The sequence below is a fragment of the Arthrobacter sp. TJ-236 genome, assembly GCF_058269235.1.
Map to the genome: position 1 here is coordinate 709,730 of NZ_JBZCNI010000001.1, position 22,683 is coordinate 732,412.

Sequence of the window (22,683 nt, forward strand, 5' to 3'; positions counted from 1 at the left end):
CTACGCGGACGCCACGGCGGCGGCCGGGCCATCCTCCGTGATGTCGAAGTCGGCGCCGAGTCCCTCGAGCTTGTCCTGGAACCTCTCGTAGCCGCGGTTGATGAGTTCGATCCCCGTGACGCGGGAGACGCCCTCCGCCGCGAAGGCGGCGATGAGGTGGCTGAACCCGCCGCGGAGGTCCGGGATGTCGATGTCCGCGCCGCGCAGCTGCGTGGGGCCGGAGATCACCGCGGAGTGGAGGAAGTTCCGCTGCCCGAAGCGGCAGGGCACGCTGCCGAGGCACTCGCGGTGCACCTGGATGTTCGCGCCCATGCGGATCAGCGCCTCGGTGAAGCCGAAACGGTTCTCGTACACGGTCTCGTGCACGATCGACACGCCGGAGGCCTGCGTGAGGGCGACGACGAGCGGCTGCTGCCAGTCGGTCATGAAGCCGGGATGCACGTCGGTCTCGAGGACCAGGGGCGAGAGCGGTCCGCCGGGGTGGTAGAAGCGGATGCCGTCGTCGTCGACGTCGAACGCGCCTCCCACCTTGCGGTAGGTGTTGAGGAACGCCGTCAGGTCCAGCTGCCGGGCGCCCTCCACGTAGATGTCGCCCTTGGTGACGAGGGCGGCCGACGCCCAGGACGCCGTCTCGTTGCGGTCGGAGATGGCCTTGTGGTTGTAGCCGGTGAGCTCGCGGACGCCCTCGATGCGGATCACGCGGTCCGTCTGCACCGTGATGATGGCACCCATCTTCTGCAGCACCGCGATGAGGTCCATGATCTCGGGCTCCACCGCGGCACCGGAGAGCTCGGTGATGCCCTCGGCGCGGATGGCCGTGAGCAGCACCTGCTCCGTCGCCCCGACGCTCGGGTACGGCAGGGCGAGCTTCGCGCCGTGCAGTCCCTTCGGGGCGGAGATGGAGATACCGCCGGGCCGCTTGTCCACCACGGCGCCGAAGTTGCGGAGCACTTCCAGGTGGTAGTCGATCGGCCGGTCGCCGATCTTGCAGCCGCCGAGGTCGGGGATGAATGCCTCGCCGATGCTGTGCATGAGCGGGCCGCAGAACAGGATGGGGATCCGGGAGTCGCCGGCGTGGGCGTCGATGTCCTTCGAGCGCGCCATCTTCGCGTCGCTCGGGTCCATCGTGAGGTCGCCCGTCACCGGGTCCTTCGTGACGGTCACCCCGTGGAGCTGCAGGAGGCTGGTGACGACGTCGACGTCCTTGATCTCGGGCACGTTCCGCAGCACGGACGGCGTGTTGCCGAGAAGGGAGGCCACCATGGCCTTGGGTACGAGGTTCTTCGCCCCGCGGACGGACACCTTGCCGCTCAACGGAATGCCGCCGCGAATGGTCAGAACGCTACCCATGAATACCTGATTTCCTCGTACGTTGAATCACCGCGGGGTCGACATTGCTCGGATCAAGCATAGGAGCGCCACGGAGCGGACAGAAATACAAGGGTACTGTGAGTCGCCCCTGCACGCAGGTAGCAACCCGTCACGGCGCTCAGTGATTCCTCGCACCCGCGGACCGGCCGCCACAAGGGCGTCGATGGCACGCCGCCCGGCCCCGCCGCGCACGCGGGCGAGGTCCTGAGCATCAGGTGCGCGCGGGCAGCGTGGTCGGCTTGAACGAGGGGCGGCGGGTCTCGAACTCGGTGATGTGCTCCTCCTGCCGCAGGGTCAGCCCGATGTCGTCCAGCCCTTCGAGCAGGCGCCAGCGCGTGTAGTCGTCGAGCTGGAAGGGCGCACTCACGGCCCCGCACTGCACCTGGCGCGCCTCGAGGTCCACCGTCACCGTGGCGCCGGGCTCGTTCTCGAGGACCTTCCAGATCAGCTCGATGTCATCCTGTGCCACTTGCGCCGCGACGAGGCCCTGCTTGCCGGAGTTACCGCGGAAGATGTCCGCGAACCGTGAGGACAGCACGGCCCGGAAGCCGTAGTCCTTGAGGGCCCAGACGGCGTGCTCCCGCGACGAGCCGGTGCCGAAGTCGGGCCCGGCGACGAGCACGGAGCCACGCGTGTAGGGCTCCCGGTTGAGGATGAACTCCTCGTCCTTGCGCCACCCCGCGAACAGGGCGTCCTCGAAGCCCGTGCGCGTGATCCGCTTGAGGTACACGGCCGGGATGATCTGGTCGGTGTCGATGTTGCTCTGGCGCAGCGGGACGCCGATGCCGGTGTGCGTGGTGATCTTCTCCATGGCGGCGGCTCCTAGGCGGCTGTCGAGGCGGCGGTCGAGGTGACCGGCGTGCCGGACGTGGTGGACGACGTCGTCGAGGGCGCGGCGGCGTGCGATCCACCGGGCAGCGGGTCCAGGTCCGACGGCGAGCTGAGGGTGCCGCGCACCGCGGTGGCCGCGGCGACCACGGGAGAGACGAGGTGCGTGCGCCCGCCCTTGCCCTGGCGTCCCTCGAAGTTGCGGTTGGAGGTGGAGGCGCAGCGCTCCCCCGGAGCCAGCTGGTCGGGGTTCATGCCGAGGCACATGGAGCAGCCGGCGAACCGCCATTCCGCTCCGAAGTCGGTGAACACGCGGTCGAGGCCCTCGGCCTCGGCCTGCAGGCGGACGCGCGCCGAACCGGGGACCACCATCATGCGGATCGCCGGGTCCTTCTCGCGGCCGCGGATGATGTCTGCGGCGACGCGCAGGTCCTCGATGCGGCTGTTGGTGCAGGATCCGAGGAACACCGTGTCCACGCGGATGTCCTTCATCGGCGTGCCGGGCTCCAGTGCCATGTACTCCAGGGCGCGGGTGCACGCCGCCTTGTCGTTCTCGTCGGCGAAGTCGTCGGGTGACGGCACGGACTGCGAGAGCGAGACACCCTGGCCCGGGTTGGTCCCCCAGGTCACGAAGGGCTCGAGCTCGTTCGCATCGAGGAACACCTCGGCGTCGAACACGGCGTCGTCGTCCGTCCGCAGTTCCCGCCATTCCGCGACGGCGGCTTCCCAGTCCGCACCCTCGGGTGCGTGCGGGCGGCCTTTCAGGTACGCGAAGGTCGTCTCGTCCGGCGCCACCATGCCCGCGCGGGCTCCCGCCTCGATGGACATGTTGCAGATGGTCATGCGCGCCTCCATGGACAGCGCGCGGATGGCCGATCCGCGGTACTCGAGCACGTACCCCTGGCCGCCACCGGTGCCGATCTTCGCGATCACCGCGAGGATGATGTCCTTCGACGTGACGCCGGGCTTCAGGGTGCCCTCCACCGTGATGCCCATGGTCTTGAACGACTTGAGGGACAGCGTCTGGGTGGCCATCACGTGCTCGACCTCGGACGTGCCGATGCCCATGGCGAGCGCGCCGAAGGCACCGTGGGTGGAGGTGTGGGAGTCGCCGCAGACCACGGTGAGGCCGGGCTGCGTCAGCCCCAGCTGCGGGCCCACCACGTGCACGATCCCCTGCTCGGCGTCGCCTAGCGAGTGCAGCCGGACGCCGAACTCGCGGCAGTTGGAGCGCAGCGTCTCGATCTGCGTGCGGCTGGTGAGGTCGGCGATCGGCTTGTCGATGTCGAGCGTCGGGGTGTTGTGGTCCTCCGTGGCGATCGTGAGGTCGGGCCGCCTCAGCGGCCGGCCCGCGAGGCGGAGGCCCTCGAAGGCCTGCGGGGAGGTGACCTCGTGGATGAGGTGCAGGTCGATGTAGAGGAGGTCCGGCTGGGCCTCCTCGCCGACGACCTCTCCCTTGCGGACGACATGCGCGTCCCACACCTTCTCCGCCAGTGTCCTGCCCATGACCTTCGCCTCCAGATGCTGCTGATTGCCCTCAGTGGTGCACAATCGGTCCGCGGTGTCGCGGGGGTGCCCACGGTCCGTGGGACAACTCAACCAGCGCCGCCCGCACCGCCGCCACTCCGCGGGGTTGCGTCTCAGATGGTGAGACGGCAATATCACTCCATGGACACTTCCAGTGGCGTCGGCGTCATCGACAAGGCATCCCTCGTCCTCGACGCACTCGAGGCCGGACCCACCACGCTCGCCCAGCTGGTGGCCTCCACCGGCCTCGCCCGGCCGACGGTCCACCGCCTCGCCCTGGCCCTCGCGCACCACCGGCTCGTGGGCCGCGACATGCAGGGCCGGTTCGTGCTGGGGAGCCGGCTCGTGGAGCTGGCATCGGCAGCAGGAGAGGACCGCCTGATCGCCGCGGCCGGCCCCGTGCTGCTGGGGCTGCGCGATGCGACGGGCGAGAGTGCCCAGCTGTTCCGCCGCCAGGGCGACTGGCGCATCTGCGTCGCCTCCGCCGAACGGCCGGTGGGGCTACGGGACACCATCCCCGTCGGGACGCAGCTGTCCATGAAGGCCGGCTCCGCCGCGCAGTGCCTCCTCGCCTGGGAGGACCACGACCGCCTTCTCACCGGACTGCAGAACGCGCGCTTCACCCCCACCGTCCTGGCCGGCGTCCGACGACGCGGCTGGGCCCAGAGCCTCGGCGAGCGTGAAGCCGGGGTGGCGTCCGTGTCCGCGCCGGTCCGCGGGCCGTCGGGTCGGGTCATCGCGGCCGTCTCGATCTCGGGTCCCATGGAGCGGCTGACCCGCCAGCCCGGGCGCATCCACGCCGAGGTGGTCTCCGATGCCGCCCGGACACTGACCCTCGCCGTCGCCAAGACCGCCGAGTGAGGCGGGCGCCGGCCATGGCCTACGCGATCCTCCTGCGAGGGGTGAACGTCGGCGGCGTCACGATGCGCATGGCCGAACTCCGCGACGTCCTCGGCCGGCTTCCCCTCCAGGACGTCGGTACGGTCCTCGCGAGCGGCAACGTCGTCGGCCGCACGGTGCTGCCCGCCGTCGAGGTGAAGCGCCTGACCGAGGACGCCCTGCGGCGCCACTACGGGTACGAGGCGTGGGTCGTCGTCGTCCCCGCCGACCACCTCCTCACCGTCGCGGACTCCGTGCCGGCCGCGCCCCCGGCCGGACCGGCCGCGCAGAACGACGTCCACACCTACGTGACGTTCTTCAGCGACGCCGACGCGCTGGGCGCGCTCCTCGAGGACGCACGGGATCTCGAGGACCGGCCCGCCGTGCTCGAGGGCGCTCCGGCGGTCGCCTGGTTCTCGCCCAAGGGACGGTCCACCGAGGTTCCACTGGCGAAGCTGCTCGCCCGCCGCCGCTACGCGTCCACGACCACCACGCGGAACGTGGCGACCGTCCGGAAGATCCTGCGGCAGATGCCCTGACCCGTGACAGGCGGCTCCCGGCCCGATTGGTAATGTTCAGCCCACGCTCACCCACCCCGGAGGACACCATGCGACTCATCGCCCAGGACTGCTACCAGCTCGAGCAGCAGAAGGGTTCCAACGGCTACGTGGTCAGCGGCGTCAGCCGCACCGCGGTGATCGATCCCGGTATGTCCTCGGGCTACGAGGGTCTCCTCGCGGAGCTGCGTGCGGCCGAGACCACCATCGGGACGGTCACGGACATCGTGCTCACGCACTACGACGCCGATCACGCGCAGGTCGCCGAGCGCCTCCGGAAGGCGCTGGGAGCGACGGTGTGGATCGGTTCCGCGGATGCCGAGGTGCTCCGCGGCCGCACCAGGCCGAAGACGCTGTTCCGGAAACTGCTGAAGCGCGTCGCGAAGGTGACGCTGCCGCAGGGCGCCCGGGAGCTGGTGGGCTCCGGTGAGATCTTCACAGGACTCTCGTTCTTCCCCACCCCGGGCCACACACCCGGGCACTATGCACTGCAGTGGGGCGGTGTGCTGTTCACCGGCGACGCGGCGAAGGTCTCGCCCGACGGCACCGTGAGCGACTTCTACGCGATCACCATCAACGACAAACCGGTTGCCGCGCGCACCGTGCAGCTCCTGGCCGAACACATCCGGACCGGCGGCGTCGACTGGGTGTGCTCTGGACACAACCGCGTTGCCAGGAGGACCGCCGGCACACCCTGACGTTCCGGCACGCCCGAGAGCAGACCCCGGGCGGGCGTGCCGGGAGCCGGTCAGGAGCGAGCAGCTCAGGCGTGATGCATCGCTGCCGTGACGGCCGCGCGGAACGCGTTGCAGCGCTCCACCTCCGCACCGACCGGCGCGAGCACCACGTCTGTGGCCACGCGCCCGCACGCTTCGAGCAACCGCCGTCGGACGCGCCGTGCCCGCCGCGCCGCTCCCACGCGGGCGAGCAGCGCCGCGATCACGGCCAGCAGGATTCCTCCGGCCACGCCGCCGACGATCAGGAGTGTCGGCACGGGGAACCCTTCCACGCGCGGCACGTCGACGGCGGGCAGCTGCAGGAAGCCGAGGACGGCGAGGACACCCAGCCAGGCGAGGCCGGTGACGAACGCGGCGAACGCGATCCACTGCAGGACGCCGAACAGCCCCCACCACGCGCGGCGGCCCGTCTCGAGGTCGGTACCGGTCACCGCCGCGTCGAGCGCGTCCGTCAAACGGGGCGCAGTCGAGCGCGCCGCATCGCGGAGCGAGGAGCGCCAGGGCTCGACGACGTCCCCGGCGGTCGCGTCCCCGAACACGCGCAGGGCCTGATCCACGGTGGCGCCCTGCGCGGGCAGGGTGAGGGCGAGTGAGGATCTCCTGTGATCAGGCAGCACCTCCTGCCGGCGGAGGTTGAGCCGTCGGAGCGGATCGGGGCGGAACCGCGCGAGCCAGCGGGTGCCGGGCCAGCCCGTGATGGCGTGGGCGTCCCGTCGGTAGGCACTGCGCACGGCGTCGACGACTGTCGGCACGCCGGCGGCCGCACCGAGCCGTGCGGTGAGCGCCTGCTGCGCCTCCCGCGACGGCATCGCGACAGGGTGCCGGACGGCGAGGGGGTTGAGCTCCGACGCCGCACGCGAGGCGTCGGCTGCGAGCCGCCTGGTGGCTGCCGCGCGGGTCTCCGCAAGCGTCCGGATCTGGGCGGCGAGCTCCTCGAGGCCGGCGCCTGTCCGCGCCGACACCGCGAGCACCGTCACCCCGGCGAGCCCTTCCTCCGCGAGAATGCCCATGAGTGAGTCCAGAACGGGGGCCACATCCGCGGGTGCGAGCCGATCGACCTGGTTGAGGGCAACGAGGGTCACCGTCGCGTGCGAGGTCAACCCGCGGAGGAAGCCGTGGTGCAGCGCCGCGTCCGCGTACTTCTGCGGATCCACCACCCACACGAGGACGTCCACCTGGCCGGCGAGGCGCTCCACGATCTCCCGGTGGGCGAGCGCCGTCGAGTCGAAGTCGGGCAGATCGAGCAGGATCAGGCCGGCCTGATCGCTCTCGGGGGCGGTCCGGTCGCCTGCCACGTCGGCCCGATCGCCGGCCCGGACACCCCTGTCGTCGGCCCTCACAGCCGGCGCGGACAGCATCGGAGCGGTCCGCGTCCTCTGGGCTCCGTCGGAGGATCCTCGGTCATCGCGGTGACGGACCGGTGACGAACCGGCCTCTGCGCCGCCCTGCGACCTACCCACGGGATCAGGACCCGCAGCACCGGTACCCGGGTCCCGACGTCGTCGGAGGAGGCGGGCGAGCACCCCTCGTGTGCCGCGCACCTCCGAAGCAGGCGCCGACGGTCCCGCGGGGGCGTTGTCGGAAACCGCGTCGAACTGCAGATCGCCCGCACCGCCCCCGCCTCCGGACACGGAGCCGGCCGGGCTCTCCGTCGTGACGCCCGGCACCGCCCGACCGGGGAGGAGGGGCGTACCCTCGGGCAGCTCGAAGCGCTGCGTGACGCCGAGCCAGTCGAGGAGCTCCCCGCTGCCTGCTGACCGCCAGATGAGGGCGAGCGGTTCGGAGGTCGTCGGTCGGCGGACGGCCACCCGCGCCGCGTCCGTGCCGCTGAGAGCGTTCACGAGGGACGACTTGCCGCTCCCCGTCGCGCCGAAGATCCCCACCACGGTGTGGTCGCCGGACAGCGATCGCCGGCTTCCCGCGCGATCGAGGGTGGCGTGCACACGTGCGAGCACCTCCTCGGGAATCCGTCCTTCCCCGAGCTCGAGAACATGGCGCAGCTGGTCGAGGGTGGAGGTCAGCGAGGCCGCGAGCGAGGACTCGACGACCGCTCCCCTGTGTCGGCTCACGCCGGACCCTCCGTGGAGCGCTGGTCCGCGGGCAGCGCGGTCCTGAGTTCGTGGGCGAGCACGCGGAGCGTCTCCGCGGCCGTCTGCCCGGAGAGCGGTTCGAGCACCCGGTCGAAGCCCTCGCGCTCCCGCCGGAGCAGCGTTCCGACGCGTTCCGCGAGGTCCTTCCGGGCGCGGGCGGCGAGGCGCCGCACGGCGTCGTCGCCGAAGATCGCCTCGAGGAGCTTCTGGCCGGCGATCGCGGAGGCGCCCGCGATGCCCACCTCACCTCCCGTGAGCCCTCCGGTGGACGCGAAGACGACGACCATCAGGGCGACGGCGACGCCGTTCACCCCGAAGGACAGCATGCGCGCGGTGAATCGCTTGTCACCGGCCTCGGCCTGCACGAGTTCCAGGATCGACTGCTGCCAGGCGCGGATCTCCCGTGCGATGTCCTCCGAGACCTGCTCCGACCGCCAGGCCGGTACGTCGGCGAGCAGAACCTCGCCGGCCTGCTCCGTCCGCCAGCGCCTGCGCGTCGTCTCGTCCGCACGCGCCGCCTCCTCGACGACGACGGTCTGCAGCCCGCTGCCGATCGCTTCCGCCACGGTCTCCGCGGGCGCGGGACGGCCGGTGAAGAAGGCGCCGATGCGGTCCCTCGCGCGTCCGATCCTCGATTCGATACCGCGCATGAACTCGCCGGTCCCCACGAAGTCCTGCCAGCGCGCCAGCACTTCCCCCCGCAGCAGCGTGCCGTCCTCGGTCGTGGCCATGACGGCGTCGAGGGCGTCCCCGTAGGCCTGGTCCGCTGCCGCTCGAAGGGCGTCCCCGGCCGACTGCTCCTGGGCCACCGCGGTGCCGATCGTGTCGATCCTGCCGGCGAGGGCGCGCGTGGCTCCGGCGACCGTACGCCGGGCGATGTCGCGGCGGCCCTCGGCGTCCGCGGCCAAAGCACGGAGCCACCGGGCGATCGGCTCCACCGCGCTCGGGGGCAGCATCCTGTCCCCGCCTAGCGGGAGCTCCGGGACCACGAAGATGGGCGCGTGCCCGAGGTTCTCCGCGCTGAGCAGTGTCATCAGATCTCCGCGGATCTCCTCCTCCACACCGGGTGGCACGCGGTCCAGGACGACGGCGACCAGCACGTCCCGGCGCCCCGCCTCGGCGAGCAGCGCCCAGGGGACGGCGTCCGCGTACCGGTTCGCGGTCGTCACGAAGATCCACAGATCGGCGGCCGCGAGCAACTGTCCGGCCAGGCGCCGGTTCTCGTCGGCGATCGAATCGACGTCGGGGGCATCGAGCAGGGCGAGGCCGGCGGGGAGAGCAGCTGTCGGCCTGAGCAGCAGGGTGTTCGGGGAAGTCGAGGACGCCTGCTGCGGCAGGTACCCCGGAGGCACCTGCTGCCGGGTACGGCCGGTCGCGGAGCCATCCTCCACCGCGTCACGGACCCCACCGGTCGTGCCGCCCGGGCCGCGCACCGCCTGCTCCTCGGAGTGCTCGGAGGCAGCGCCGTCGTCCGCGAGGCGGACGCGGCTGAGCCCGGGGAGGATGCGCGCGTCGTCGAACCAGCCGGCGTCGGAGGCGTGGTGCAGGAGGATGGGCTGCCGTGTCGTGGGGCGCACCGCCCCGGTGACGGACACCGGCCGCCCGATCAGTGCGTTCACGAGCGTCGACTTCCCCGCGCCCGTGGAGCCTCCGACGACGGCGAGGAGCGGCGCGTCGAGGTGGGCGAGCCGGGGAAGGATGTAGTCCGTCAGCTGTTCGCGGGCGGCCGTCGTCTCCGTGCGTGCGCGGATCGACGTCGGGAGGGCCAGGGGGAAGGAGAGTCGCTCGAGGGCCGTGTGGACCTCCCGCAGCAGCGGGGCGAGTCCGCGGGATCCGCCGGCCGAGGAGGGTGCGCTCATTGCTCCATCATGCCAGCCGTCACCGCGCGCCCGCGGGGACCGATCTGCGTCGTCGCCGGGTAGTCTTCACCGGCGCAACGGTGCATCGGTGCTCACGACGACCGGGGACGGGAGTGGAACCGGGACAGGAACCGGGAAGGCGGGCCTCCGGAAACGAGAAAGTCCCGGCCACCGTGATGGTGACCGGGACTTGCTTCGTGTGTCCACGAGGACGTTGTGACCCCAGCGGGATTCGAACCCGCGTTACCGCCGTGAGAGGGCAGCGTACTAGGCCGCTATACGATGGGGCCAGTACTCTCCATGTTACTACTGCTGCTGTACTGCTCGTGCCATCCGATCCGTGGACCGAAGTGCGCTGGGGTACCAGGACTCGAACCTAGAATGTTGGTACCAGAAACCAGTGTGTTGCCAATTACACCATACCCCAATGGCACGTTCCGGAGCCCTGATCGTGCTGTGCTCCGGCCGCATAACTGCTCCGCGCCGAGAATCGACTTTACCGGACCGAGGGGACGAACTGCAAAACGGCGTCGAGCGTGGCGATGCTGTGCACGTCATCGGCTGGCACCTCCGGAGGCATGCCCGTCACACCCGTGCTCCCCGCTGGTGGGACGTACCCCGCTCCCGACCGGTCGAGCCAGACACCGATCAGGCCGGCCGCCCGCGCTCCGATGCCGTCGACCATCCGGTTGTCGCCCACGTACACCGTCCGGGCCGCGTCGGACCCGAGCTGCCGGACACCCTCGAGGAAGATTCCGGGATCCGGTTTCGCGACCCCCACGGTGTCGATTCCCACGAGGACCACGATCCGCTGGAGGCCCGCGCGGTCCAGCTTTGCCCGTTGGTAGGCCTCGACGTTGTTGCTCACCGCCCCGTAGGGGATCCCACGGGCGTCAAGGGCGTCGAGCAGGGGCACGACGTCGTCGTACGCCCTGAAGTGCAGCGGCAGCGTCCGCTCGTACTCGCGCACCCAGTCCTCGGCCATCCGGCCGAGGAAGGGCTCGGGAGTGAAGACGGCGCGTGCGTGACGCACCCGATGGACGCGCTGCTCCTCGAAGGTCAGCTCACCGGCCAGGAAGCGGTCGTAGTGTCGCTGCGGATCCGTGGCGTAAAGGGCCTTGTACCGCACCCAGTCGTCATCACCGAGATGGTCGAGCGCGGGGTCGGGGATGGCCTGCAGCGTGGTGCCCATCGCCTGCGCGAGGTCCACGAGCGTGTCGTCGATGTCGAACAGGACCGCGGACCCGCCCGAAACCTGCGCGCCCGTATCCTGCGCGCCCGGCGCGCTTCGCTCCTGCGTCACGCGTCGTCGACCGAGGAGCGGAAGGCCCTCAGCCGTGCGAGCGAGGACTCGCGGCCGAGGATGACCATCGATTCGAAGAGCGGTGGTGAGACCCGGCGCCCCGTGATGGCGGTCCGCACCGGCCCGAACGCGAGGCGGGGTTTCAGTCCGAGGGTGTCAACGAGCGCGGACCGGAGGGCGGCCTGGAGCGCTTCCGTCTCCCAGGGCTCGCACTCCTCGAGGGCGGCGAGCGCGGCGTCGAGCACCTCACCGAGGTTCTCGGGGAGGCCCTTCCGAGCGTCGTCCGCGACGTCGACGGCGTCGTCGGCCTTGAAGAGGAACGAGAGCATCTCCGGTGCCTCGCCGAGCAGCGTGATGCGTTCCTGGATCAGCGGTGCGGCGGCAGCCACGAGCCGCAGGTCCGCGTCGGTCGGATCGGCCCCGATCAGGCCGGCAGCTGCGAGGTACGGCAGGAGGCGGCTGCGGAATTCGGCGGGGTCCAGCAGGCGCACGTGGGTCCCGTTGATCGCCTCCGCTTTCTTGAGGTCGAAGCGTGCCGGGTTCGCGAGGACGTCCCGGACGTCGAACGCCTCGACGAGCTGCTCCACGGAGAAGATGTCCTCGTCCGCGGACAGGCTCCAGCCCAGCAGGGAGAGGTAGTTGAGCAGCCCTTCGCGGATGAAGCCGCGTTCGCGGTGCAGGAAGAGGTTCGACTCCGGGTCCCGCTTGGACAGCTTCTTGTTGCCCTGCCCCATGACGTACGGCAGGTGGCCGAAGAGCGGCATGTACTTCGCCACGCCGATGTCGATCAGTGCGCGGTACAGCGCGACCTGCCGGGGGGTCGACGAGAGCAGGTCCTCGCCCCGCAGCACGTGCGTGATGCCCATGAGGGCGTCGTCGACCGGGTTGACCAGCGTGTAGAGCGGGGCGCCGTTCGCGCGGACCACGGCGAAATCCGGGACACTGCCGGCCCGGAAGGTGATCTCACCCCGCACCAGGTCGGTGAACGTGATGTCCTCGTCGGGCATCCGCAGGCGCAGGACGGCGGGACGGCCGCCCGCGCGGAAGGCGTCCTTCTGCTCGTCGCTGAGGTGACGGTCGTGGTTGTCGTACCCGAGCTTCACGTCGCGACCCGCGGCGCGGTGCCGCTCCTCGACCTCCTCGGGCGTGGAGAACGATTCGTAGAGGTGCCCGGCTGCGGTCAGCCGGTCGATCACGTCGCGGTAGAGGTCGCCACGCTCGGACTGGCGGTACGGCGCGTGCGGACCGCCCACCTCCACGCCCTCGTCCCAGTCGATCCCGAGCCAGGTCATCGCCTCGAGGAGCTGGTGGTAGCTCTCCTCGCTGTCACGTGCAGCATCCGTGTCCTCGATGCGGAACACCAGCTTGCCGCCACGGTGCCTCGCGTAGGCCCAGTTGAAGAGCGCCGTCCGGATGAGGCCGACATGCGGCGTGCCGGTCGGTGACGGGCAGAAGCGGACCCTGACGGGAGTGGAATCGGTGACGGTGGGGAGATCTGCGGCAGTAGTCATGGTGCCCCCAGTCTAGGCGGGACCCCCCGTGATGCTGCCGCGCGGAGCCGCGTGCGCACCGCCCGTAGGAGCGGGTGCGCCGGTGCCCGGCCTAGCGCCGTGCCGGGTTGGAAAGGCGCCCGATCCCCTCGATGTCGACGTCGAACCGCTGCCCGTCGGTGATCATCCCGACACCGGCCGGCGTGCCCGTGAGGATGATGTCCCCGGGGAGCAACGTGAAGGCCTGGGAGACGTACGCGACGAGTTCCCGCGCACCCCAGATCATGTCGCTCGTCGAGCCGTCCTGCCGCAGGTCGCCGTCGAGGGTTCCCCTGACGCTCAGGTTCTCCGGATCGAGGTCCGTCTCGATCCACGGCCCGATGGGGCACGAGGTGTCGAAACCCTTCGCCCGCGCCCACTGGTCGTCCGTCTTCTGCACATCACGCGCGGTGAGGTCGTTGGCACACGTGTAGCCGAACACGACGTCGTCCACGCGCTCCAGAGGGACGTCCTTGCAGATCCGGCCGATGACCACGGCAAGTTCGGCCTCGTAGGAGATCTGGTCGGAGAAGGAGGGCAGCATGATCGGGTCACCGGGGCCGATCACGGACGTGTTCGGCTTCAGGAACATCAGGGGGGCGGCCGGTGTCTCGCTCCCCATCTCCTGGATGTGGTCGGCGTAGTTACGGCCGATCCCGACGACCTTGCTCCGCGGGATGACGGGGGCCAGCAGCCGGACGTCCTCGAGCGCGTGGCGGGCTCCCGTCAACTGGATCCCGGCGTAGAAGGGGTCACCCTGGATGACGGCGACCTCCTCCTCACCGGGTGTTCCTTCCACGATGCCGAAGAGGGGATCATCACTGACAACGAACCGAGCAATACGCATGCCGCCAAGCCTAGCCTGATCGGCCGCGGCGGCTTCCGGCGTTCCCGGCCCGATGGAAGGGCCGGTAGAGCAGTCTTTGAAGACAGTGGTTAAACGGCACTGCGGGCCCCACTCTTCAGAGGGACCCGCAGTTCAGTGCAGAGCAGTCACACGAGCAGCAGGACCGAGGGATCCTGCGTCGACGACTAGAACGGCCAGGAGCCGACGCGATCGGTCGATGAGACGGGAGCCGTGACACCGGCCTTGGCCGGTGCGGCCTGGGCAGCAGCAGCGCCGCCGGAGACGAGGAGGCCGGCGAGCAGGAGGGCAGAGGTGAAGCGCTTCATGGTGGATCCTTCGGTGGGTGTGTCGACAGTGGTTGAGACCGCCGCTCTATCACAAGCGGCTCGAAATTCATCGTAAGCCACACCAGTCACTTTGGTAACATTCTTCGGAAAAACTTTAGAGATCTTCTGTGCGGCGTTGTGGGCGCGTGGCAAAGGACAGAGGATGTTCGGGTCAGGGTCTCCCAGCGAAAGCGGCACATGCACATGACTCGCGGTGGTAATTCCGGAGAACGGATGATGCTCGAGTTCCGCGCTCGCGAAGCGTGGGCCCAGCGAAACTACTCGGCGGCGCAGGAACTGGCAGAACTTTGGGCAGCATCCTCGCTCGCCGACCAAGAGGAGGAGAGCTGGTGGAATGCGTCCTACCTGCGGGCAGAAGCGCTGAGGAAGCAAGGAAAGATGCTGGAGTCCAAGGACGGGGCCGATGAACTCGCGATGCACGCTCTGACTCAACACTCCACAGCACTCCGGGCTCGCGTCCTCACCTTGCGCGCGTTCGCTCTGCAGGGAAGCGGTGACCTGAAGCAGGCCATCCGGGAAGCTCGGTCGGCCGTCGGCGAGACCCAGCAACTACCTGATCATCGTGAGATCGCGATCGAAGCTCAGAATGCCCTGATCGCCGCCCTGGCCGAGAGCGGGTCCCTCGAAGATGCCTGGCAGGAGTGCCTCGTCCTCGACGAGCACCTCGCGGGGGACCCGGAGAACACCTACGCAGGTCAGTCCTACTGGGCCATCGGCAACGTGGCCTTTCTTCTCAAGCGAATCGACGACGCAGTCTCGTATCATCGCCGTGCGGCAGAAAGATTGTCACCCAGCAATGATCTGGACCTGTGGGCACGGTTCAATCGCGGATCGGCAGACTTTCGCCTCGCTGCTGGTGTGCTTGATCCCGAGACCCTCGAGTGTATCGAGCGGGCGGAGATGGCGAGCTCGATCGTGGGAGGAACAGCGAGGGACCAGGTCGAGCTGCGTCTCATCAGGGCCCACTGGCTGGTCCTCACAGGACAATTCGACTCCGCCCTCCCCAGCCTCGAGGACATCGTCCGCCAGGAGGACCTGCTCGCCCTGCACACCGCCGCGCAGGCCCATTTCCTCCTCGGGCAGGCTCTGATGTCGACGCACCGCGACCTCGAAGCCGTCGCGCAGCTGGCCAGAAGTGAGGAACTGTTCGTCGAGTCGGGGGCCGAGGACAGGGCGTCCACGGCCAGGACCCTCATCCGCAGCATCGAACGGGTCTGACTCGACGGATCCCGGCCCCTTCGAACGGATCGTCAAGGGTAGGGCGAGAGCGGTTCGATCGGTTGCGGCGACGATCCTGACGTAGAATCGTGAACAGGCCCCGGTCGGGCCGGGCGTTTTCCCCCATTACTCCCGCCCCGACCGGGGCTCCTTCATGCTCGGTCCACGGAGCCCGGCCGGGTGGTTATTGATCCGCGGTCAGGCGATGCCTGCACCTACGCCTACCTTGAGCAGATCCTGCGTAGCCAGATCGCCGTCCACCCCCGCGCCCGGTGCTACTGTTTTTCCCGTCAGGGAACCGATGGCCTACCACGCCGCGCATCCCTCCGATGACCTACTGAGTCCATCTCGCCACTGGGCCCACACCACGTCTTCGTCGGCGAACGCTCGGAGGGGGATCCATGGCGCGAGTACTGCCGTTGTCGACATGCCGGGCCCGCGCTATCGTCGCCGCGACGAGCTTCGCCGGTCGTGGCCCGTCCGCCCGGCTCGCGGACACCCGGAATGTACTCTGAGAGCGATGAGCACCGACCACAAGGATCCCCGCCTCGCTCTGCTCGTGGAGAGCATCGTGCGGTTGTCGCGCGGTGAACTGAGCAGCCGGATCGAGCCCTCCAACGCTCGCGACGAGGTCGACGCGGTGATCACCGGCGTCAACCTTCTCGCCGAGGAGCTCGAGCAGGTCTACGAGCAGTTCGAGAAGCGCGTGGAGAGCCGGACCGCGATGCTGAGACAGGCACACCTCGACATGATGAAGATGGCCATGTCCGATGCCCTGACAGGACTGGCCAACAGGGTTGCACTCATGGACGGCATCGAGGAAGCCCTTGCTCAGGCAGGAGCAGGGGCCGCTCCCCCGGCGCTGCTGCTGCTGGATCTCGACAGCTTCAAGAACGTGAACGACCGCTTCGGGCACGACGCCGGGGACCGGGTGCTGCAGGAGGTCGCGACGCGCCTGAACAGCGTGGTGCGCGAGAGCGACCTCGTGGCACGACTCGGTGGCGACGAGTTCGCGATCCTCCTGCCCGAGGCGACGATGGACGTGGCCATGCAGGTGGCCCGCCGTGCCCTGGAGGTCCTCGGCGAGCAGATACGGCTCGACTCGCTCTACGTGCACTCGCGGGCGAGTATCGGCGTGCGGCTGGGCGCCGCCGGCCAGACCGCCGAGGAGCTTCTCCTCGATGCCGACACCGCCATGTATGCCGCCAAGCGCGAGGGGCGGAGCATCATCAAGGTGTTCGAGCCCGTCATGTTGTACTCGCGTCAGCTCCGTAGCCAGATGGCGACGGAGCTGCGCGGTGCCATCAGCTCCGACGAGCTGGTGCTCCACTACCAGCCGGTCGTGGAGCTCGCGACCAACCGGATCCTCGGGGTCGAGGTGCTGGTGCGATGGCAGCACCCGCTGCGGGGACTCATCCCGCCCGACACCTTCATCCCCCTGGCCGAGGAGATCGGTGTCATCCATGACCTCGACCGGTGGGTGATGTCGGCGTCCCTCCGGCAGCTCGCTCGGTGGCGCAAGTCGCACCCGCTCGATCAGGACTTCCAGTTACGCGTGAACCTCTCGGCGGTCGAACTGAAGCAGCTCGACCTCGTGGACCACATCCGGACGCTCCTGAGGGAACTCGACCTTCCCGCGCAGAACCTGGTGGTCGAGATCACGGAGACCGCGATCGTGACGCGGGGTGAGGTGGAGATGTATTCGCTGCTCAGCCTCAAGCAGTTGGGCGTCGGGATCGAGATCGACGATTTCGGGACGGGATACTCCTCGATCAGCTATCTGCGCGAACTGCCCGTGAGCATGGTCAAGGTGGACCGTTCACTACTCGTGGAGCTCAACAGCAAGCCCGGTCAACTCGACTTCGTCGCCGCGATCCTCCAACTGATCCGCGCCGCCGGACTCGAGGCCGTGTTCGAGGGCATCGAGACCCGTGAGCAGGCCGACCAGCTGCGCGCTCTCGGCTGCGCGAGCGGTCAGGGCTACTACTTCAGCCGCCCGCTGCCCGCGGAGGAGATCGGGGCACTCCTCGCGACCACCCGCTTCCTCCGCGTCGAGGAGATCCCCGGGGGAAGTGCCGACGCGGAGGGCACGACCGCCGGGGCCATCGCCCCCTGACCCCTGCTCGATGGAGCCCCGCTGCCCGCGGACGATCAGGCGAGGCGCGTCAGCCAGCCATGGGTGTCCTCGACCGTGCCGGTCTGGATCCCGAGCAGCTGACTCCGGATCCCCATGGTGACCTCACCCACCGGCGCGTCGGCCGCACCGATGAACTCATCGCCGTCGCGCAGCCTGCCGATGGGGGTGATGACCGCAGCGGTGCCGCAGGCGAACACCTCGGTGATGTCGCCGCTCGCCACGCCCTCGCGCCATTCGTCGAGGGTGATCTTCCGCTCGCTGACGCGCAGTCCGCGATCCTGCCCGAGCTGGATGATGGAGGACCGCGTGATGCCCTCGAGGATGGTCCCGGACAGTGCAGGGGTCACGAGCGACCCGTCGCGGAACACGAAGAAGACGTTCATGCCGCCGAGCTCCTCGACGGCGTTGTCGTTGAACTGGTCGAGGAAGAGGACCTGCTTGCACCCGTGCGCCTCCGCCTCGAGCTGCGCGGCGAGGGAGGATGCGTAGTTGCCGCCCGCCTTCGCAGCTCCCGTGCCACCGCGACCCGCGCGGGCGTAGGTGCGCGACACCCAGATGTCCACGGGCCGGACGGCACCGCCGAAGTAGTTGCCGGCGGGTGAGGCGATGACGCGGTAGGAGACCTCCCGTGCCGGGCGCACCCCGAGGAACGCCTCGGTGGCGATCATGAAGGGCCGGAGGTAGAGGCTCTCGCCGTCGCCTGAGGGGATCCACTCCTGGTCCGCCACCACGAGCTGCCGGAGGGACTCGAGGAAGAGCTCCTCGGGGAGCTGCGGCAGGGCCAGGCGCGCCGCCGAGCGGTTGAGCCGCGCGGCGTTGGCCGTGGCGCGGAACGTCCACACCGAACCGTCGGCGTGCCGGTAGGCCTTCATCCCCTCGAAGATCTCCTGGCCGTAGTGCAGCACGGCGGCGGCGGGGTCGAGGGCGATGGGGCCGTAGGGTTCCAGCCGGGCGCTGTGCCAGCCCCCCACCCCGGACTCGTCGACGCTGAAGTCGACGATCGCGGTGTGGTCGGTGAAGAAGTTACCGAAACCCGGATCGGCCAGCACGGCAGCCCGGTGCTCGGCGGTGGCCCGCTGCGTCGAGAGGTGCTGGGCGAAGTGGGTGTCGGTCGCTGTCATGGGTCCTCCGCGGTGGTCCGGGCCGCGCCGGCAGCCGCCGTCGTCCCGCTGGTGAAAGGTGGTGGAAATGGTGATCCGCCGCCGCCAGGGCGCCGGATCAGTGAACTGTCACCACCTTAGGACACGGCGGCGGCGATGGCATCGCCCACCGCGGAGGTGCTGCGCGGCGCGTCGGTGAGCGTCGCGCGGGCCGCGATGTCCGCCTCGACCGCGGTCTCTATGCGCCGTGCCTCGGCGTCGAGCCCCAGGTGCTGCAGGAGGAGCGCCGCCGAGAGGATGGCCGCCGTGGGGTCCGCGATCTGCCGGCCCGCGATGTCCGGTGCCGAGCCGTGCACGGGTTCGAACATCGAGGGCGCCGTGCGGTCCATGTTCAGGTTGGCCGACGCCGCGAGGCCGATGCCCCCGCTGACGGCGGCGGCGAGGTCGGTGACGATGTCCCCGAAGAGGTTGTCGGTCACGATCACGTCGAAGCGGGAGGGGTCCGTGACGAGGAAGATCATGGCGGCGTCCACGTGGAGGTAGTCGTGCACGACGTCCGGGAACTCGAGCGCGACGGCCTCCACCGTCCGCTTCCACAGGTGCCCCGCGTACACGAGGACGTTGTGCTTGTGGACGAGCGTGAGCTTCTTCCGGCGCGCAGCTGCTCGGACGAAGGCGTCGCGGACGACGCGCTCCACGCCGTGCGCCGTGTTCAGCGACACCTCGGTGGCCACCTCGTGGGGCGTGCCCGCGCGCAGGGTACCGCCGTTCCCCGTGTACGGACCCTCCGTACCCTCGCGCACCACCAGGAAGTCGATGGTGCCGGGGTCGCCGAGCGGGCTCGGCACCCCGGGGTAGAGCTTCGAGGGGCGGAGGTTGACGTAGTGGTCGAGGGAGAAGCGGAGCTTGAGCAGGAACTCGCGCTCGATCAGGCCCGAGGGGATCCGCGTGTCCCCCGGGGCCGCCCCGACGGCGCCGAACAGGATGGCGTCGTGGCGGCGGAGACGCGCGAGCGTCTCGTCCGGGAGGGTCTCGCCGGTGGTGAGCCAGTGCTCGGCGCCGAGGTCGTAGTGCGTGAGGGCGAGGTCCACGGCGTCCCCGACGACGGCCCGGAGGACCTTCACGGCTTCGGCGGTGACTTCGGGGCCGATCCCGTCTCCGGGGATGACGGCGAGATCGAGGTGGCGGGGAGCAGCGGTCATGGAGCCAGCGTAGGAAGCGGGCCCGACGGCGCGACAATCGGTCCGAGGAGTGAGACATCTCCACCCGCGGTCGGATGTGCCGCGGTGAGCCGCGGTCCTAGAGTTGGTACCCATGGACCTCCACCTGCGTCTGGCGCACTGGTTCCGCGCGCATCCGAGTTCCATCGACGCGGGGCTGGCCGTCGCGCTCGCCGTCGCGCTCGTCCTTCCCTACGTCTTCCTCGCCGTCTCCTCGGACGCGACGGCCTTCATCGTCTCGGCCGTGCTCGTCGCTCCTCTCGCGTGGCGCCGGTCGCACGTCCTGCCGTCCGCGGGTGTCGTCGCAGGATTCTCCGTCCTCCAGCTGGTCCTCGGGATCGACCCCGTACCGGCCCAGTTCGTCATCCTCATCACGCTCTACACGCTCGCCGCGCACGGTCCCCGCTGGGCCAGCCTCGGTGGGCTCACCCTCGCGGCCGTCGGTGGAGCCGTGGGCCTCGTGCGCTTCGGCAGCCTGCTCGGAGTGGGCGAGGGTTCGGTGCTCACCGTGGTGCCGGTGTTCCTCATCCTGCTCTTCCTCGTCGAGGCGCTCGTGCTCCTCGCCTGGACCACGGGGGACCTCGCTCGCTCCCGCCGTCTGACCTACCAGGCGCTCGAGGACAGGACGCGGCGTCTCGAGGTGGAGCGGCAGCAGGAGCGGGATCTCGCCGCAGCCGACGAGCGCAGCCATATCGCCCGGGAGATGCACGACATCGTGGCGCACTCGCTCTCGGTGATCATCACGCAGGCCGACGGCGCGCGGTACGCCAGCGCGCGCGCACCGGAGGTCGCGGTGCAGACCCTCGGCACCATCGCCGACACCGGGCGGGGGTCGCTGCGCGAGATGCGGCGGCTGCTCGGCGTGCTGCGGGGCGACGAGACCGCCTCCACGCGCCCGCTCCCCACGCTCGCGGACGTCGACGGCCTCATCCAGTCGGTCCGCAGGTCCGGCGTCAGGGTCGCGTGCCACAGGATCGGGGCACCCCGGCGGGCCCTGCCGCTCGGCGCCGAACTCACCGCCTACCGCGTGGTCCAGGAGTCGCTGACGAACGTCCTCAAGCACGCGGGTGCGGACACCACCACGGAGGTGACGCTCGACTACGGTGCGAGGGGCCTCACCATCATGATCGACGACGACGGCCGCGGTGCAGCGCCGGATCCCGCGACCGCCGGAGCGGGTCAGGGCATCACCGGCATGATGGAGCGCGTGCGGCTGTACGACGGTACCGTCACCGCCGCACCACGTGCGGGCGGTGGCTACCAGGTGAAGGCCTTCATCCCGTACACGCAGGCGTAACACCGACTCCGCAGCATCATCTGCAGCAGCACGACACCCAGACCACCAGCAGGAACGCACACGCCGGTCGCGCGACCGGGGACAGGAGCAGAACCACGTGAGCACACCCGGGGACAGCAGCGGCACAGGCATCAGCGACCCGCGGACGGATCGGCCGGCGGAAGCTCCGGCGGGCGACCGGCCGATCCGTGTCGCCATCGTGGACGACCAGCACCTCGTGCGCAGCGGGTTCGCCATGCTCATCACGTCCCAGCCGGACCTCGACGTGGTGTGCGAGGCCTCGAACGGCGAGGAGGCCGTACGGGCGCTCGCGGCCACACGGGCCGACGTCGTCATGATGGACGTCCGCATGCCGGGCATGGACGGCATCGAGGCGACCCGGCGCATCCTGGCGCCCTTCACCTCGGGCACCGGCGCGGGGGCGGCCGGTCCGCGCATCGTGGTGCTGACCACCTTCGACCTGGACGAGTACGCGCTGTCCGCCATTCACGCGGGCGCGAGCGGATTCCTGCTGAAGGACGCTCCGCCCGAGGAACTGCTCGACGCCATCCGGACGGTGCACCGCGGGGACGCCGTGATCGCCCCCTCGACCACGCGGCGCCTGCTGGATCACGTGGCACCGCTGCTCCGCCAACCGTCCGAGACCCAGAGCATCCACGCCGCCGCCGTGCAGCGGCTGACCGTGCGCGAGCGCGAGGTGTTCGAGCTGATCGCCCAGGGGCTCTCCAACCCGGAGATCGCCGTGACGCTGTTCCTGTCCGAGGCGACGATCAAGACGCACGTCAGCCACATCCTCGCGAAGCTCGAGGCACGGGACCGGGTGCAGGCCGTGGTGATGGCCTACGAGACCGGCGTCGTCCGTCCTTGACCGCCTGCGGGGGATGAGACGAGCTCATCCCCCGGTATGAGGTGCTTGCCGGGAACCCCGGACCAGGCGCTGATCCGTGGAACGCGGCGCGTGGATACCGTCGAGATATGACCACCACGAACCTCACCCCCGAGCCGCGCGGCTCGCACTCCGGCGGCTTCCAGCCGCTCGACACCGGCACCGGCACCGCCTCTGACACCCCCTCTGACACCCCCTCCGGCACCGGCACCGACGGCAGGGCCTCGGAGCCGGCCGTCGCCGCCATCGCCATCTCGAAGACCTACGGACACGGCGGCACGGCCGTCCGGGCGCTCGCGAACGTGTCCGTGGAGTTCGAGCGCGGACGCTTCACCGCCATCATGGGTCCGTCCGGTTCGGGGAAGTCCACCCTCATGCACTGCCTCGCAGGGCTCGACGGCGTCGATTCCGGCTCCGTGCGGATCGGCGGCACCGACATCACGGGCCTCGGCGACGCCGCCCTCACCCGGCTGCGGCGCGAGCGCGTCGGCTTCGTCTTCCAGGGCTTCAACCTGGTGCCGACCCTGACCGCGGAGCAGAACATCACCCTCCCCGTGGCCCTGGCCGGAGCAACGGTGGACCGGGACTGGCTGCAGCAGATCTGCACCACGCTCGGACTCACGGACCGCCTCTCGCACCGCCCCCACGAGCTCTCCGGCGGGCAGCAGCAGCGCGTCGCCGTCGCCCGCGCCCTCCTGACCCGCCCCGACGTCGTCTTCGGTGACGAACCCACGGGCAACCTCGACACCGCCACGGGGGCCGAGGTCCTCTCGCTCCTGCGCCGCAGCAGCCGCGAGATGGGCCAGAGCATCATCATGGTCACGCACGATCCCGTGGCGGCGTCCTACGCCGACCGCGTGGTGCTCCTCAAGGACGGCGCGCTCGTCGGCGCGCTCCCGCAGTCCTCCCCCGACGCCATCGCCGGCGCACTCGCGCAGCTGGGAGCCTGAC

General features: G+C 70.0%; 19 protein-coding genes and 2 tRNA genes. 8 read left to right on the forward strand and 13 right to left on the reverse strand.

The window, feature by feature from the left end:
* From murA to leuC, 3 genes are all read right to left on the reverse strand, one after another.
* A complete protein-coding gene (gene murA, locus AC4D16_RS03320; protein WP_490948958.1) occupies nt 1-1,350 on the reverse strand; it encodes a UDP-N-acetylglucosamine 1-carboxyvinyltransferase in 1,350 nt (449 codons plus the stop codon).
* 232 nt (nt 1,351-1,582) lie between these two features.
* Nucleotides 1,583-2,182, reverse strand: coding sequence for a 3-isopropylmalate dehydratase small subunit (gene leuD, locus AC4D16_RS03325; protein ID WP_490948957.1), 600 nt, complete (start codon nt 2,180-2,182; stop codon nt 1,583-1,585).
* An 11-nt stretch (nt 2,183-2,193) separates the two neighbouring features.
* Nucleotides 2,194-3,705, reverse strand: coding sequence for a 3-isopropylmalate dehydratase large subunit (leuC, locus tag AC4D16_RS03330; RefSeq protein ID WP_490953946.1), 1,512 nt, complete (start codon nt 3,703-3,705; stop codon nt 2,194-2,196).
* A gap of 162 nt (nt 3,706-3,867) precedes the next feature.
* Between leuC and AC4D16_RS03335 the strand changes: the two genes are divergently transcribed.
* The 3 genes from AC4D16_RS03335 to AC4D16_RS03345 all read left to right on the forward strand — a co-directional run bounded on the left by AC4D16_RS03335 (nt 3,868) and on the right by AC4D16_RS03345 (nt 5,860).
* Nucleotides 3,868-4,587, forward strand: coding sequence for an IclR family transcriptional regulator (locus AC4D16_RS03335; RefSeq protein ID WP_490948955.1), 720 nt, complete (start codon nt 3,868-3,870; stop codon nt 4,585-4,587).
* A 14-nt stretch (nt 4,588-4,601) separates the two neighbouring features.
* Nucleotides 4,602-5,144, forward strand: coding sequence for a DUF1697 domain-containing protein (locus tag AC4D16_RS03340; RefSeq protein WP_490953947.1), 543 nt, complete (start codon nt 4,602-4,604; stop codon nt 5,142-5,144).
* Nucleotides 5,145-5,212: 68 nt separating this feature from the next.
* A complete protein-coding gene (locus tag AC4D16_RS03345; RefSeq protein WP_490948953.1) occupies nt 5,213-5,860 on the forward strand; it encodes an MBL fold metallo-hydrolase in 648 nt (215 codons plus the stop codon).
* Between the two features lie 65 nt (nt 5,861-5,925).
* On the opposite strand, the gene AC4D16_RS03350 is transcribed toward AC4D16_RS03345, so the two are convergent.
* From AC4D16_RS03350 to AC4D16_RS03385, 8 genes are all read right to left on the reverse strand, one after another.
* Nucleotides 5,926-7,968, reverse strand: a complete 2,043-nt coding sequence (locus tag AC4D16_RS03350) for a GTPase (protein ID WP_490953948.1) — start codon at nt 7,966-7,968, stop codon at nt 5,926-5,928.
* Entirely contained in the window at nt 7,965-9,848 is a 1,884-nt protein-coding gene (locus AC4D16_RS03355) for a dynamin family protein (RefSeq protein WP_490953949.1), read from the reverse strand. The genes AC4D16_RS03350 and AC4D16_RS03355 overlap by 4 nt, the downstream gene beginning before the upstream one ends.
* 217 nt (nt 9,849-10,065) lie before the next feature.
* Nucleotides 10,066-10,138 (reverse strand) — tRNA-Glu (locus AC4D16_RS03360).
* 65 nt (nt 10,139-10,203) lie between these two features.
* Nucleotides 10,204-10,275: transfer RNA gene (locus AC4D16_RS03365), tRNA-Gln, on the reverse strand.
* Nucleotides 10,276-10,344: 69 nt separating this feature from the next.
* Nucleotides 10,345-11,151 (reverse strand): HAD family hydrolase, encoded by an 807-nt coding sequence (locus tag AC4D16_RS03370; protein ID WP_490953950.1) that lies wholly within the window; start codon nt 11,149-11,151, stop codon nt 10,345-10,347.
* Nucleotides 11,148-12,662: a glutamate--tRNA ligase gene (gene gltX / locus AC4D16_RS03375; RefSeq protein WP_490953951.1), complete on the reverse strand. Its 1,515-nt coding sequence runs from the start codon at nt 12,660-12,662 to the stop codon at nt 11,148-11,150. Before gltX ends, AC4D16_RS03370 begins: the two co-directional genes overlap by 4 nt.
* A 91-nt stretch (nt 12,663-12,753) precedes the next feature.
* On the reverse strand, nt 12,754-13,527 hold the full coding sequence (locus AC4D16_RS03380; RefSeq protein ID WP_490948948.1) for a fumarylacetoacetate hydrolase family protein: 774 nt from the start codon (nt 13,525-13,527) through the stop codon (nt 12,754-12,756).
* A gap of 185 nt (nt 13,528-13,712) precedes the next feature.
* On the reverse strand, nt 13,713-13,853 hold the full coding sequence (locus AC4D16_RS03385; RefSeq protein WP_490948947.1) for a hypothetical protein: 141 nt from the start codon (nt 13,851-13,853) through the stop codon (nt 13,713-13,715).
* Nucleotides 13,854-14,087: 234 nt separating this feature from the next.
* On the opposite strand from AC4D16_RS03385, the gene AC4D16_RS03390 reads away from it, so the two are divergent.
* Together AC4D16_RS03390 and AC4D16_RS03395 are read left to right on the forward strand one after the other, a co-directional pair.
* Complete coding sequence (locus AC4D16_RS03390) at nt 14,088-15,092, forward strand: hypothetical protein (RefSeq protein ID WP_490948946.1); 1,005 nt, start codon at nt 14,088-14,090, stop codon at nt 15,090-15,092.
* A gap of 520 nt (nt 15,093-15,612) precedes the next feature.
* On the forward strand, nt 15,613-17,208 hold the full coding sequence (locus AC4D16_RS03395; protein ID WP_490953952.1) for a putative bifunctional diguanylate cyclase/phosphodiesterase: 1,596 nt from the start codon (nt 15,613-15,615) through the stop codon (nt 17,206-17,208).
* A gap of 35 nt (nt 17,209-17,243) precedes the next feature.
* Here AC4D16_RS03395 and AC4D16_RS03400 read toward each other — a convergent pair whose 3' ends face one another.
* A complete protein-coding gene (locus AC4D16_RS03400; RefSeq protein ID WP_490948944.1) occupies nt 17,244-18,350 on the reverse strand; it encodes a branched-chain amino acid aminotransferase in 1,107 nt (368 codons plus the stop codon).
* Nucleotides 18,351-18,466: 116 nt separating this feature from the next.
* Complete coding sequence (locus AC4D16_RS03405) at nt 18,467-19,531, reverse strand: 3-isopropylmalate dehydrogenase (protein ID WP_490953953.1); 1,065 nt, start codon at nt 19,529-19,531, stop codon at nt 18,467-18,469.
* 112 nt (nt 19,532-19,643) lie between these two features.
* On the opposite strand from AC4D16_RS03405, the gene AC4D16_RS03410 reads away from it, so the two are divergent.
* From AC4D16_RS03410 to AC4D16_RS03420, 3 genes are all read left to right on the forward strand, one after another.
* Nucleotides 19,644-20,846 (forward strand): sensor histidine kinase, encoded by a 1,203-nt coding sequence (locus AC4D16_RS03410; protein ID WP_490948942.1) that lies wholly within the window; start codon nt 19,644-19,646, stop codon nt 20,844-20,846.
* 130 nt (nt 20,847-20,976) lie between these two features.
* On the forward strand, nt 20,977-21,714 hold the full coding sequence (locus AC4D16_RS03415; RefSeq protein WP_490949489.1) for a response regulator: 738 nt from the start codon (nt 20,977-20,979) through the stop codon (nt 21,712-21,714).
* A gap of 107 nt (nt 21,715-21,821) precedes the next feature.
* The gene (locus AC4D16_RS03420; RefSeq protein ID WP_490948941.1) at nt 21,822-22,682 is read left to right on the forward strand and encodes an ABC transporter ATP-binding protein; all 861 of its coding nucleotides are present in this window, start codon (nt 21,822-21,824) and stop codon (nt 22,680-22,682) included.
* Nucleotide 22,683 lies beyond the last annotated feature (1 nt).

Bases quoted from the DNA above. Each gene is read 5' to 3' on its own strand.
- murA (WP_490948958.1), bottom strand. From the start codon at position 1,350: ATGGGTAGCGTTCTGACCATTCGCGGCGGCATTCCGTTGAGCGGCAAG.
- leuD (WP_490948957.1), bottom strand. From the start codon at position 2,182: ATGGAGAAGATCACCACGCACACCGGCATCGGCGTCCCGCTGCGCCAG.
- leuC (WP_490953946.1), bottom strand. From the start codon at position 3,705: ATGGGCAGGACACTGGCGGAGAAGGTGTGGGACGCGCATGTCGTCCGC.
- AC4D16_RS03335 (WP_490948955.1), top strand. From the start codon at position 3,868: ATGGACACTTCCAGTGGCGTCGGCGTCATCGACAAGGCATCCCTCGTC.
- AC4D16_RS03340 (WP_490953947.1), top strand. From the start codon at position 4,602: ATGGCCTACGCGATCCTCCTGCGAGGGGTGAACGTCGGCGGCGTCACG.
- AC4D16_RS03345 (WP_490948953.1), top strand. From the start codon at position 5,213: ATGCGACTCATCGCCCAGGACTGCTACCAGCTCGAGCAGCAGAAGGGT.
- AC4D16_RS03355 (WP_490953949.1), bottom strand. From the start codon at position 9,848: ATGAGCGCACCCTCCTCGGCCGGCGGATCCCGCGGACTCGCCCCGCTG.
- gltX (WP_490953951.1), bottom strand. From the start codon at position 12,662: ATGACTACTGCCGCAGATCTCCCCACCGTCACCGATTCCACTCCCGTC.
- AC4D16_RS03380 (WP_490948948.1), bottom strand. From the start codon at position 13,527: ATGCGTATTGCTCGGTTCGTTGTCAGTGATGATCCCCTCTTCGGCATC.
- AC4D16_RS03385 (WP_490948947.1), bottom strand. From the start codon at position 13,853: ATGAAGCGCTTCACCTCTGCCCTCCTGCTCGCCGGCCTCCTCGTCTCC.
- AC4D16_RS03390 (WP_490948946.1), top strand. From the start codon at position 14,088: ATGATGCTCGAGTTCCGCGCTCGCGAAGCGTGGGCCCAGCGAAACTAC.
- AC4D16_RS03395 (WP_490953952.1), top strand. From the start codon at position 15,613: ATGAGCACCGACCACAAGGATCCCCGCCTCGCTCTGCTCGTGGAGAGC.
- AC4D16_RS03400 (WP_490948944.1), bottom strand. From the start codon at position 18,350: ATGACAGCGACCGACACCCACTTCGCCCAGCACCTCTCGACGCAGCGG.
- AC4D16_RS03405 (WP_490953953.1), bottom strand. From the start codon at position 19,531: ATGACCGCTGCTCCCCGCCACCTCGATCTCGCCGTCATCCCCGGAGAC.
- AC4D16_RS03410 (WP_490948942.1), top strand. From the start codon at position 19,644: ATGGACCTCCACCTGCGTCTGGCGCACTGGTTCCGCGCGCATCCGAGT.
- AC4D16_RS03420 (WP_490948941.1), top strand. From the start codon at position 21,822: ATGACCACCACGAACCTCACCCCCGAGCCGCGCGGCTCGCACTCCGGC.